Source organism: Xanthomonas sp. NCPPB 3569 (assembly GCF_041475645.2).
GTDB lineage: Bacteria > Pseudomonadota > Gammaproteobacteria > Xanthomonadales > Xanthomonadaceae > Xanthomonas > Xanthomonas phaseoli.
In genome coordinates, this window is the sequence record NZ_CM192969.1 from 1,043,056 (window position 1) to 1,054,804 (window position 11,749).

Genomic DNA, 11,749 nt, shown 5'->3' on the forward strand with positions numbered 1-11,749 from the left:
TTTCCTGCCGGATCGGTGCCGATCCGGCAGCTTTTGTTATCGCGTGACTGACTGATTACGGTTGCCGTCACGCGCCACTTGTTAAAATTCGGATAATCTCAACGGATTAGACAGTCGGTTCAGCGTCTGTCTGCATTGTTCATCCAGACTTCGCATATGACCCAGCAACGCACTCTCAAGAACACCATTCGCGCCACCGGCGTCGGCCTGCACAGCGGCGACAAGGTGTACATGACGTTACGGCCGGCTCCGGTCGATCATGGCGTGGTGTTCCGACGGGTGGACCTGGAACCGGTCGTCGAAGTGCCTGCAGATGCCGAGCTGGTCACCGAAACCACGCTGTGCACCGGGCTGACCTGCAACGGCGCCAAGATCCAGACCGTCGAACACCTGATGTCCGCACTGGCGGGCCTGGGTGTGGACAACGTCATCGTCGAACTGTCCTCGGCCGAGTTGCCGATCATGGATGGCTCGTCCGGTCCGTTCGTGTTCCTGCTGCAGTCGGCAGGCATCGTCGAGCAGAGCAAGCCCAAGCGCTTCATCCGGATCAAGCAGACGGTGGAAGTGCGCGACGGCGACAAGGTGGCGCGCTTCGAGCCGTACGAAGGCTACAAGCTGGGTTTCACCATCGAATTCAATCACCCGATGATTCCGGCCAAGCAGTCGCGCCAGGAGATCGATTTCTCTACTTCGGCGTACGTCAAGGAAATCTCGCGCGCCCGCACCTTCGGTTTCATGCGCGACCTGGAATATATGCGCGAGCGCAATCTGGGCCTGGGCGGTTCGATGGACAACGCCATCGTGCTCGATGAGTTCCGCGTGCTCAACGAAGACGGCCTGCGCTACACCAATGAATTCGTGCGGCACAAGATCCTGGACGCCATCGGCGACCTGTATCTGGCCGGCGGCGCCATCCTCGGCGCCTACGAAGGCTTCAAATCCGGCCACGCCCTCAACAACAAACTGGTGCGTGCGCTCCTGGCCGACCAGGCCGCCTGGGAATGGGTCAGCTTCCCGGAAGGCACCGAGCAACCGCCGGTCACCTACGCAAGCCCCGTCTACGCCTGATGTCGGGGAATGCCCTGGTCGGCGTTCGAAGTGTGAACCCGGTCGGATTTCCGGCCCATTCTTAACACTTATTTAAGACTTCCCTAACTCCTGCGGGCCACATGCCCGCTAGGATGCGTCGGGTCGTGCGTGGTCTTCGCAACTCGTTCACGCACTGGCGGCCGCCTCGGATGGGCGGCAAGGCTTCACCGTTTGGTCGGTAACACGTCCTGCAGGGAAGCCAACGCGTCGCGCAAGCCTTTGTGCGTCGCCTCGGATACAGGGTTAGGACGGTCGCGGTTCTGCTGCGTTGGGGAATGCAGCGGCACGGTTGCGTTCTTGACGGTCACCGCGGTGGCCTTCAGTCCGACGGATCGGGCGGCATCCAGGATTTGGGTCTCGGCAAGCCGCACCTTGGCATGCCAGACCGGCGAATCCACCAGAAAAACAAGCTGTTCGCCTCGGACATTGGCCAACCGGCAACGGGTCGCCAGATGAGGTGGTAACAGGGGGCGCAACTGCCGGTCCAGCGCATCGAGCCACAAGGCTCGGCGCAAGGGGTCGCCAGCCTTTTCCCCCAGCGCGGCCTCGATGGCCGGTTGTGGATTGGAAGGGTTGCGTGCGTTGGACTTGGGCTTGGACATGACACTCATATGGCGTTGAACAAAGTTGTAATCAAATCTCGGCAGACCCGGGCCCAGCGTGTGGCCCGACAGTTCCAGGACTTTGCAGCAGATCGGCCGATGGTGGTGCTTGGTGCGGTATTGGGCCTGGGCATGCTGATCGGCGTCGGTGCCAGCACCGCGACCGGCATGGTGACCAATTCGGCGTTGCAGGCCAAGGTCGCGCAGCAGCAGGCCGAGCTGGCCCAGGCGCAGCGCGCCTCGCAGGCGCAGGTCAATGCACTGGCCGCGCGCCTGGGCGAGCTGCAGGCGCAGGCCACCCGCCTCAACGCGTTGGGCGAGCGCCTGACCGAAATGGGCAAGTTGAAGGACGGCGAGTTCGACTTCGACGAGCCGGTCGGCGTCGGTGGCGGCGATGAGCCGGTCAGCGACATGCCGGTGAAGGACCTCAAGCAGACGCTAGGGCAGGTGGAGCAGCAGTTCTCCGCCTCCGGCCAGCAATTGAACGTGCTGGCCTCGCTGATGTTCGATCATCAGCTGGAGCAGAATTCGGTGCCCTCGCGGATGCCGATCCGCAACACCTACATCACCTCCGGTTTCGGCGGTCGTGCCGATCCGTTCGACGGTGGTTCGGCCTTCCACAAGGGCGTGGACTTCCATGCCAACGTGGGCGACCCGGTGCTGTCGGTGGCCGATGGCGTGGTCAGCTACGCTGGCGTACGCGGCGGTTACGGCAACGTGGTCGAAGTGGATCACGGCAATGGCTATGTGACTCGCTACGCGCACAATTCGCGCCTGGTGGTGAAGGTGGGCGATCTGGTGCGCGCCGGCCAGCAGGTCGCGCGTGCCGGTTCCAGCGGCCGCTCCACCGGTGCACACGTGCATTTCGAGGTCTGGGCGGACGGGCGCGTGGTCAATCCGCGCAAGTTCCTGGGTGAAGCCACGCCGGTGGGACGTCAGGGGCGCGGTTGACCAGGGCGCGGGCCGCGCTTGATTCGTGAAGGCCCGCCCCAAGCTACAATAGGGTGTTGCCATCGACAGGGCGCAGTGCGCCCTGTTTCGTTTACGGCGGTCGGGTCTGTGGGGACCGGCGTCGGTCAAACCGTTCCTTTTCAACCGGTTTCTTCAATGATCAACAGTCTGCTTACCCGTGTCTTTGGCAGTCGTAACGAACGCCAGCTGCGCCAGCTCAACCGCCTCGTCACCCAGATCAATGCGCTGGAGCCGACGATCGAGAAGCTCTCCGACGCCGAGCTGCAAGCCAAGACCCCGGAGTTCAAGCAGCGGCTTGCCGGCGGCGAGTCCCTGGACAAGATTCTTCCCGAAGCGTTCGCGGTATGCCGCGAGGCCAGCCGCCGCGTGCTGGGCATGCGCCATTACGATGTGCAGCTGATCGGCGGCATGGTGTTGCACCTGGGCAAGATCGCCGAGATGCGCACCGGCGAAGGCAAGACCCTGGTGGCCACGCTGCCGGTGTACCTCAACGCGCTGCAGGGCGAGGGCGTGCATGTGGTTACGGTCAACGACTACCTGGCGCGCCGCGACGCCGCGCAGATGGGCAAGCTGTACAACTGGCTGGGCCTGAGCGTGGGCGTGGTGTATCCGGGCATGCCGCACAGCGACAAGCGCGAAGCCTACGGCGCCGACATCACCTACGGCACCAACAACGAATTCGGCTTCGATTACCTGCGCGACAACATGGCGCTGTCGCGCGCCGACCGTTACCAGCGCAACCTGCATTACGCGATCGTCGACGAAGTCGACTCGATCCTGATCGACGAAGCGCGCACCCCGCTGATCATCTCCGGCCCGGCCGACGAATCGCCGGAGCTGTACATCCGCGTCAATCGCATCGTGCCGCAGCTGACCAGGCAGGAAAGCGAAGAAGGCGAAGGCGATTTCTGGATCGACGAAAAGGGCAAGCAGGTGCACCTGTCCGAGGCGGGCATGGGCCACGCCGAAGAGCTGCTGTTGCAGGCCGGCATCCTGGAAAATGCCGAAGACGGCCTGTATGCCGCGCAGAACCTGAGCGTGGTGCACCACCTCAATGCGGCGCTGCGCGCGCATGCCATCTATCAGCGCGATGTGGATTACATCGTGCGCGATGGCGAAGTGGTGATCGTGGACGAATTCACTGGCCGCACGCTGTCCGGGCGTCGCTGGTCCGACGGCCTGCACCAGGCGGTCGAAGCGAAGGAAGGCGTGCCGGTCCAGCGCGAGAACCAGACCCTGGCCAGCATCACCTTCCAGAACCTGTTCCGCATGTACAAGAAGCTGTCCGGCATGACCGGTACGGCCGATACCGAAGCCTACGAATTCCAGAGCATCTACGGCCTGGAAGTGGTGGTGATTCCGACCAACCGCCCGACCGTGCGCAAGGATCATCCGGACCAGGTGTTCCTCAACCGCAAGGGCAAGTTCAACGCGGTGCTGGCCGACATCGAAGATTGCGCCAAGCGCGGCCAGCCGGTGCTGGTGGGTACCACCTCGATCGAGACCTCGGAGATGCTGTCCGAGCATCTGCGCAAGGCCGGGGTGAAGCACGAGGTGCTCAATGCCAAGCAGCACGAGCGCGAAGCCACCATCGTGGCCAACGCGGGCCAGCCGGGTGCGGTGACCATCGCCACCAACATGGCCGGTCGCGGTACCGATATCGTGCTGGGCGGCTCGTTGGAATCGGAGTATCACGCCCTCGGCGAAGATGCCAGCGAAGACGCGCGTTTCAAGATCAAGACCGAGTGGCAGCGTCGTCATGACGCGGTCAAGGCGGCCGGCGGCCTGCACATCATCGGTACCGAGCGCCACGAATCGCGGCGTATCGACAACCAGCTGCGCGGCCGTGCCGGTCGTCAGGGCGACCCGGGTTCGTCGCGCTTCTATCTGTCGCTGGAAGACAACCTGATGCGCATCTTCGCCTCGGACTGGGTCCAGAAGGCGATGCGCATGATGGGCATGAAGGAAGACGACGTCATCGAAGATCGCCTGGTCAGCCGTCAGATCGAAAAGGCGCAGCGCAAGGTGGAAGCGCATAACTTCGACATCCGCAAGAACCTGCTGGATTTCGACGACGTCAACAACGATCAGCGCAAGGTGATCTACGCCCAGCGCGACGAATTGCTGGACGCCGAGTCGGTCAAGGACAATGTCGACGGGATTCGCGGCGATGTGATCTACGATCTGGTCGCACGCTTCGTGCCGCCCAATTCGGTCGACGAACAGTGGGACCTGAAGGGTCTGGAAGCCACGCTGGAGTCGGAGCTGGGCATGACCTTGTCGCTGACGGACATGGTGCGCGCGCAGGAAGAAATCGATGCCGAGCAGATCGCCGCCAAGGTGCAGACAGCGGTGGATGCGCATTTCGCCGAGAAGGAAGCGGCCATTGGCGCGGACACCATGCGCGCGCTGGAAAAGCACGTGATGCTGACCGTGCTCGACCAGGGCTGGAAGGAGCATCTGGCCAAGATGGATTACCTGCGCCAGGGCATCTACCTGCGCGGTTACGCGCAGAAGCAGCCCAAGCAGGAATACAAGAAGGAAGCCTTCGAGCTGTTCTCCGAGATGCTGGAGAACGTCAAGCGCGAGGTGATCAACCTGCTGGCGCGCGTGCGCATCCGCAGCGAAGAAGAAGTGGCCGAACTGGAAGAGCAGGAACGTCTCCAGGCGCAGGCGCGCTTGATGGCCTCGCAATTCCAGCACCAGGAGGCGGGCGGCTACGGTGCCGACGAGGAAGTGGAGCAGATGCAGGGCGGCAACGCGCCTGTGCCGGTGTCGCAGGTCACCCGCGACGAACCCAAGGTGGGCCGCAACGACCCATGCCCTTGTGGTAGCGGCAAGAAGTACAAGCATTGCCACGGTCAGCTCAGCTGATGCTGAGCTGACCGTGGAGCAGCCCGCGCCGCGGGCTGCTCACCAGGCGCCCGCGTAGCGGACGCCTGGCGCACGGTCCTTGCTTCCGATCCCCGGCGCCTTCGGCGCGCCCCCCTTACCAAGGGGGGCTTTGCTTTCGGAACTATCGCGATACTTTTGCAAGCCACGAGGTTACGCAGGGAAGGGCGGGGTTGGTTTGCCGTTGAGGCGGAGGTTGGGGATTCGGGACCGGCAATGCCTATGCAACGCCTGCGTTAGCCCATCCCGCATCCCTGCCTCATTGCGCTGTACCGCTCACTCGCGGCACTCTTGCAGCCATGCCTGATTCTCTTCGATCCATTCACGTCGTTGCCGGCGTGATCACCGACCCCCGCGGGCGCATCCTGCTGACCCGCCGTACCGAAACCCGCGACATGCCTGGCCTGTGGGAATTTCCGGGTGGCAAGCGCGAGCCTGGCGAGACCTCCGAACAAGCGTTGGTGCGCGAGCTCAACGAAGAGCTCGGCATCGAGGCGCAGGTGGGCGACTGGGTGATGGAGGTACCGCAGCTTTATCCGGACAAGCGGCTGCGCCTGGAAGTGCGTCATATCACTAGCTGGAAAGGCAGCCCGCGCGGCCGCGAAGGCCAGGCCATGACCTGGGTGGCGGCCGACAAGCTGGTCCGCTATTCGATGCCGCCGGCCGATGTGCCGGTGGTGGGCGTGCTACGGCAGCCGGACCGTTACCTGATCACGCCCGAGCCGGAGGACGAGGCGCGCTGGCTGGAGAGCCTGGAGCTCGCATTGCAGGACGGGATCACCCGGATCCAGCTGCGTGCGCGGCAGCTTGCGCCTGCGCGTTGGCAGGCGCTGTTGCAGCAGGTGATGCGCTTACGTGGCCGCACGCGTGCGCAACTGCTGCTCAATCGCGATATTGCGCTGGCTGCGGACCTGGGTCTCGGCGTGCATCTGGGATCGGAGCAATTGGCCGGTTTGCAGGAACGCCCGTTGCCGGCAGAACAGCTGGTGGCTGCGTCGTGCCATGGCCTGGACGACCTGCGTCACGCCCAACGGCTCGGCTGCGACTTCGCGGTATTGGGCCCGGTGCAGGCGACCGCTTCGCATCCGGGCACCACACCCATCGGCTGGGACGGTTTCGAAACCTTGCGCGAACAGGTCTCGCTGCCGATCTACGCGCTCGGCGGCATGCAGATCGAGGATCTGCGCGAGGCGCGCTCGCACGGCGCGCAGGGCATCGCGGCGATTCGCTCGCTGTGGCCGCAATGAGCGCACCGCAGCGTCCGACGGCCGAACCGCCAGCGCAACGCCCTCGCTAGCTGTCACGGCGTGCAGCGGTCCTGCGGTGATCCTGCGCAGCCGGATGCCACGCAGACGTTGCTAGAACGTCACCCAGAAGCAGTTGTATTGCCTGCGCAGCCGCAGCACGCTGCGCGCCGGCGTGCCGCTGGCAAGGTTCTGTTCCAGCCGCAGTCCCCAGGGGCGCGGGCGGCTGGGCGGGGTGGGGAGCGGCGCATCGATGGCACTGCCATCCAGCGACGGTGTGGGCGTGGTGGTGTCCGCGTCCCAGCTCGGGGTGTCGCTTTGCGGATACATCGGCACGATGTCCAGCAACGGGCGCTGCACGATGGCTTCCAGGCGGCTCAGCACCTGATTGGCGGCGGCATCGGATTGACCGCTCCACAGATACAGGCTGGACAGGCGGTTGACGTCGCGGCTGTCCACTGCCAATTGCAACAACGACACCAGTTCGCTCAGCCGCCGCGGGCAGCCATAGCGATACAGGCCGGTATTGCCTTGCGGGCGGATGGCAGGCGGTGCGCGGCTGGCCGCGCCGACGTCTTCGCAACGCCGGTCGGTGAACAGGGTTTGCCCATCCGGCGCGACGCAGCGATGGATTTCCTGCGCCTGCACGCGCGCGGCGGGATAGGCGCAGAGCAAGAACAACAGGGGCAGAAGGCGATGCATCGACGCAGCGTAGCCGGGCGCGTGTGAGCTGGCGATATGCATGCGCGCGGGTGTGCGAGGGCGAGGACTGGAATGCGAAGCAGGTGCTCAGCGTCCGAGCAGCTGCAACACCTGCGTGGTCGGCTTGGCCAGATTGAGGGTGTAGAAATGCAATGCCGGCGCGCCGCCTGCGATCAGGCGCTCGCACAAGGCCGCCACGACCTCTGCGCCGAAGGCACGCACCGCGTCGGCGTCGTCGCCGTAGGACTGCATCTTCTTGCCGATCCAGCGCGGGATCTCTGCGCCGCACTGCTCGGAAAACCGCCGCAGCTGCGAGAAATTGGAGATCGGCATGATGCCGGGAACGATCGGTATCTCCACGCCCATCCGCTGCACTGCGTCGCGGAAATGAAAGTAGGCATCGGCGTTGTAGAAATACTGGGTAATGGCCGCATCGGCGCCGGCATCGACCTTGGCCTTGAAATAGCGCAGGTCGCTGAGCGCGTCGGCCGCCTGCGGATGGGTTTCCGGATAGGCGCCGACCTCGATCCGGAACGCGTCGCCGTGCTCGGCGCGGATGAAGGCGATCAGGTCCGAGGCGTAACGCAGGTCGCCCGGATGGCCCATGCCCGACGGCAAGTCGCCACGCAGCGCGACGATGCGGGTGCAACCGATGGCCCGATACAGCTTGAGCAGCTCGCGGATTTCCTGCCGGCTACCGCCGACGCAGGACAGATGCGGCGCCGCTTCGAAGCCATGTTTCTGCTTGAGGTGGCGCACCGTCTCGGAGGTATAGCTGAGCGTGGAGCCGCCGGCGCCGAAGGTGCACGACACGTACTCCGGCGCGTAGCCCTTCAACCTGGCTGCTGTGCGGTCCAGTTGCGCGCGCTGATCATCGGTCTTTGGTGGGTAGAACTCGAAACTGAGATGCGTCATCGCGGCGGTTCCGGCGGATCGTCCGGGCATAATATCGCTTCATCGCGATGAATGCATATCTGGCTGCAACGATTCCGATGCGCCTTGTCGTGGGGCGGGCGAGGGCGGCAGCACGCGGAATGGCAGGTTGGCATAGCCGGCGCGACCGGCGTCATCGCGCGCTTCCACGAACAAGCGGTAATTGCCCGGCGGCGGTGCGATCAGGCGCACCTCCTCGCCTGTCCCATGTGCGCGGTTGCGACCACCGGCCACAGGGGGCGGCGCAATGGCGGCAGCGACCAGCGGTGGCAACGTCTCGGGGTCGCCACCGATGCTGCGTGCGGTGCTTTCGCTGCGCACATGCCAGTCGTAGTGCAGTGCGGATGCGCCGCTGGCAACAATGCGTGCGGTCACGGCCTGGCCCGGGCGAAGGCTCACGCTGTCGATGGCGCGTTGGCCAGCCAGCGTGAGCGACGATACCGCTGGCGCCCGCGTGGCCGGCCACTGGCCGGTCCACAGCCACTGCAGCGTGTCCACGCTGGGCGTGGCCTCGCCCGATGACAGGAACAGGCCATACCAGGTGGGCGTGCGCTCCTGCTTGTCGCCCCACAGGAACACGAACGAGCCCAGCCCCTGCCGTGCGTCGCTGGCGATGTAGCTGCGGTAGCGTTGTTCCAGCAAGAGTGCCTTGCGCGTGCTGTCGTCTTCGATCGGTGCGCCCCAGGTGGTGGTCGGCGATTCCCAATGTCCGGTGGGGCCCCACTCGGTGACTACGTAAGCGCCGCGCCAACCGCTCTCGTGCAGCTTCTGCGGCAGCGCTGCGATTTCGCCGTAAAGCTGCACGGCGATCAGGTCCAGTGCCGGCGCGCGCGTCCTGAGTTGGTCGATGAGTTGCTTGTCGAAACCGGCCAGGGTGGTGGTGACCGGATGATCCGGGTCGAGGGCATGGATCGCCTCGGCGATCTCGCCGACCGCATTCCAGACCTTGGGATTGGTGTAATCCAGATTGAGTTCGTTGCCGACCACCCACATCAGCACCGCCGGATGCATCGCCGATTGCCGTACCTGCGCAAGCACGCGCTGCAGTTGCTGCTGCACTGCCGCTGCATCGTCGTAATCGAAGCCGTGTCGCTGGTTGCCGATTTCGATGCCGACCGCCACCTTCAGGCCGTTGCGTTGTGCGCGATCGAGCAGGGCGCGCTGGCGCTGCGGGTCCGGATCCACGCGCCAGGTGCGCAACGCATTGCCGCCGCGTGCGGCCAGCGTTTCCATGCTGCCATTGCCCAGCCCGGCACCCTTGATCACGAAGGGAGCGCCATCCACCAACAAGCGGTAGCCGTCTGCTTCCTGCGCAATGCGCACCTGCGCCGCGCTTACCTGCGTGCTTGCGGACAGTGCGAGCGCGCAGACGGCGATGAGATGCGCATTCCATGGAAGTTGCATGGCGACTCCTGGTGGTTGGCAAGGCACCAGCATAGGCCGGGACACCGTGGTGCGGGCAGCCGCGCAGCATCTGCCTGGTTGGGGTTGCTTGCGGGAAATCGCCTTCGGTTCTGGGGCCGCGGTTGCTGATGCAATCGCGCGCCGCTTTGCGTGCTTGAACCTGCGGCGTATTCGGTGAGCGCAAGCGTGTCGCGGCGCCGGGCTGCATGCGACATGCAGGAAGCGGCGGTGGGCTTGGCACCAAATCCTGGCGTGGGATCTGATCGCATTGGCGCTGCGTCGACGACCGTGCGTTTGTGTTGGCCACGCAATCCAGGGTGGAGGCGCCATGTTGCTGAGCGATGTTGCAGCACGGTTGTTCCCTCGTCTCAGGCGTATTCTGGAAACCCGGCCAACCACTGCATGCGATATGTTGTGGGCGGCTGTCGATTCGACGGACGCAAGACGGATGGCATCTGCAGTGCGGGTGTATGGCATCGCTGCAGCCGCCCGATTGCGCATGCATCCCTGCGATGCTGTCGACGATGAGCGCTTGTCCGATACGCACGCTCTCCTTCGAATGCCACGCAGTATCACGACGTTGTCGAACACCCACCATCGCGCGCTCGCTGCTGCTGCGGCGACACCTGCACGTACACATGGGAGGCATCTGCGCCAGGCGTTGACGCCTGCACGCCTACACTGGACGCACTTTCCATGGAGCGCCTTCATGAGCGATACCACGATGACCGCCATCGCCATCCGCGATGGCAAGGGCGACGCCGACGCGCTGTACGCCACCGAGCAACCGCGCCCACGCCCTGCGCCGGGCCAGGTGCTGATCCGCGTGCATGCCGCCGGCATCAATCGCCCCGATCTGCTGCAACGCGCCGGGCACTACCCGCCGCCGCCTGGCGCGCCGGAAACGCTGGGGCTGGAAATCGCCGGCGAAATCGTGGAGCCGGCTGGTCGCTGGAAGGCGGGCGACCGCGTATGCGCGCTGCTGGGTGGCGGTGGCTACGCGCAATACGCCGCCGTCGATGCGCGTCACGTCCTGCCCATTCCCGCCGGCATGGATCTGGTGCACGCCGCCGCGTTACCGGAAACCATCTTCACTGCCTATGCCAATCTGTTCGAACACGGCCGGCTCGCGGCAGGCCAATGGTTGCTGCTGCATGGCGCAACCTCGGGCATCGGCGTCACGGCGATCCAGATGGCCAAGGCGGCGGGCGCGCACGTGCTGGCTACCGCGCGCTCGGCCAGCAAGGCGGCACAGGCGCGCGAGTTGGGGGCCGATGTGGCGATCGATTCCACCACTGCCTCGTTTGTCGAAGTGGCCAAGGCGCACGGCGGTGTGGATGTTGCGCTGGACATGGTGGGCGCCGCGGTCTTCGCCGACACCCTGGAAGCGCTCAACCCACACGGGCGCATCGTCTATATCGCCTCGCAGGCCGGCGCCACCATCGAGGTGCCGATTCCGGTGCTGATGCGCAAGCAGGCGGTCATCACCGGCTCGACGCTACGCCCACGCAGTGCAGACGAAAAAGCCCGGTTGGCCGCGGAAGTGGAGCGCGTGGTGTGGCCCTGGATCGAGCAGGGCAAGCTGCGCGTACTGCTCGACAAGCGCTTTGCGCTGAGCGAAGCGGCCGCGGCGCATCGTTACCTGGAGCAGGGCAGTCACCTGGGCAAGGTCGTGCTGGAGATTTAGAGCGTTGCCGCTGGCATCCACCAGATCGGCGCCTGCGGCTGCAGGCGCCGTGCGCCCGGCGATCGACAAGCGCCGGCCACGCCACTGCGCAATCGTGCAGGTATCTCGGCACGAGGTTCGCGTGTCGGTTGGCGGTTGCATCGTTTCACGCACACATAGTTCGCACTGCTGCGTCTGAAAGCACTGCCGCCTCGTGAGAATCCGCGGCCTATTCACTCACGATC

The 11,749-nt window shown here is 64.9% G+C and carries 9 protein-coding genes; 5 read left to right on the forward strand and 4 right to left on the reverse strand.

Annotated elements, in window-relative coordinates; genetic code table 11:
- Positions 1-156: 156 nt before the first annotated feature.
- Complete coding sequence (gene lpxC, locus ACCQ03_RS04365) at positions 157-1,068, forward strand: UDP-3-O-acyl-N-acetylglucosamine deacetylase (RefSeq protein ID WP_017155386.1); 912 nt, start codon at positions 157-159, stop codon at positions 1,066-1,068.
- A 185-nt stretch (positions 1,069-1,253) separates the two neighbouring features.
- On the opposite strand, the gene ACCQ03_RS04370 is transcribed toward lpxC, so the two are convergent.
- Entirely contained in the window at positions 1,254-1,700 is a 447-nt protein-coding gene (locus tag ACCQ03_RS04370; RefSeq protein WP_081022882.1) for a DciA family protein, read from the reverse strand.
- On the opposite strand from ACCQ03_RS04370, the gene ACCQ03_RS04375 reads away from it, so the two are divergent.
- The 3 genes from ACCQ03_RS04375 to ACCQ03_RS04385 all read left to right on the forward strand — a co-directional run bounded on the left by ACCQ03_RS04375 (position 1,701) and on the right by ACCQ03_RS04385 (position 6,802).
- Complete coding sequence (locus tag ACCQ03_RS04375; protein ID WP_017158828.1) at positions 1,701-2,642, forward strand: M23 family metallopeptidase; 942 nt, start codon at positions 1,701-1,703, stop codon at positions 2,640-2,642.
- A 156-nt stretch (positions 2,643-2,798) separates the two neighbouring features.
- Positions 2,799-5,537: a preprotein translocase subunit SecA gene (secA, locus tag ACCQ03_RS04380; RefSeq protein ID WP_057678890.1), complete on the forward strand. Its 2,739-nt coding sequence runs from the start codon at positions 2,799-2,801 to the stop codon at positions 5,535-5,537.
- Positions 5,538-5,854: 317 nt separating this feature from the next.
- Complete coding sequence (locus ACCQ03_RS04385) at positions 5,855-6,802, forward strand: Nudix family hydrolase (RefSeq protein ID WP_057679393.1); 948 nt, start codon at positions 5,855-5,857, stop codon at positions 6,800-6,802.
- Positions 6,803-6,913: 111 nt separating this feature from the next.
- Here the strand turns inward: ACCQ03_RS04385 and ACCQ03_RS04390 are convergent, their stop codons facing one another.
- Genes ACCQ03_RS04390 through ACCQ03_RS04400 form a run of 3 tightly spaced genes read right to left on the reverse strand, consistent with a single transcriptional unit; the run spans position 6,914 to position 9,838 of the window.
- Positions 6,914-7,543 (reverse strand): hypothetical protein, encoded by a 630-nt coding sequence (locus tag ACCQ03_RS04390; RefSeq protein ID WP_017155380.1) that lies wholly within the window; start codon positions 7,541-7,543, stop codon positions 6,914-6,916.
- Between the two features lie 45 nt (positions 7,544-7,588).
- On the reverse strand, positions 7,589-8,416 hold the full coding sequence (gene metF, locus ACCQ03_RS04395) for a methylenetetrahydrofolate reductase [NAD(P)H] (RefSeq protein ID WP_057679392.1): 828 nt from the start codon (positions 8,414-8,416) through the stop codon (positions 7,589-7,591).
- A 39-nt stretch (positions 8,417-8,455) separates the two neighbouring features.
- Positions 8,456-9,838: a glycoside hydrolase family 2 TIM barrel-domain containing protein gene (locus tag ACCQ03_RS04400; RefSeq protein ID WP_057679391.1), complete on the reverse strand. Its 1,383-nt coding sequence runs from the start codon at positions 9,836-9,838 to the stop codon at positions 8,456-8,458.
- Between the two features lie 709 nt (positions 9,839-10,547).
- On the opposite strand from ACCQ03_RS04400, the gene ACCQ03_RS04405 reads away from it, so the two are divergent.
- A complete protein-coding gene (locus tag ACCQ03_RS04405) occupies positions 10,548-11,525 on the forward strand; it encodes an NAD(P)H-quinone oxidoreductase (protein ID WP_209225688.1) in 978 nt (325 codons plus the stop codon).
- Positions 11,526-11,749: the final 224 nt, after the last annotated feature.

Coding starts and splice junctions, on each gene's coding strand:
- ACCQ03_RS04375 (WP_017158828.1), top strand. CDS start 1,701: ATGGCGTTGAACAAAGTTGTAATCAAATCTCGGCAGACCCGGGCCCAG.
- ACCQ03_RS04400 (WP_057679391.1), bottom strand. CDS start 9,838: ATGCAACTTCCATGGAATGCGCATCTCATCGCCGTCTGCGCGCTCGCA.
- ACCQ03_RS04385 (WP_057679393.1), top strand. CDS start 5,855: ATGCCTGATTCTCTTCGATCCATTCACGTCGTTGCCGGCGTGATCACC.
- ACCQ03_RS04405 (WP_209225688.1), top strand. CDS start 10,548: ATGAGCGATACCACGATGACCGCCATCGCCATCCGCGATGGCAAGGGC.
- secA (WP_057678890.1), top strand. CDS start 2,799: ATGATCAACAGTCTGCTTACCCGTGTCTTTGGCAGTCGTAACGAACGC.
- ACCQ03_RS04390 (WP_017155380.1), bottom strand. CDS start 7,543: ATGCATATCGCCAGCTCACACGCGCCCGGCTACGCTGCGTCGATGCAT.
- lpxC (WP_017155386.1), top strand. CDS start 157: ATGACCCAGCAACGCACTCTCAAGAACACCATTCGCGCCACCGGCGTC.
- ACCQ03_RS04370 (WP_081022882.1), bottom strand. CDS start 1,700: ATGAGTGTCATGTCCAAGCCCAAGTCCAACGCACGCAACCCTTCCAAT.
- metF (WP_057679392.1), bottom strand. CDS start 8,416: ATGACGCATCTCAGTTTCGAGTTCTACCCACCAAAGACCGATGATCAG.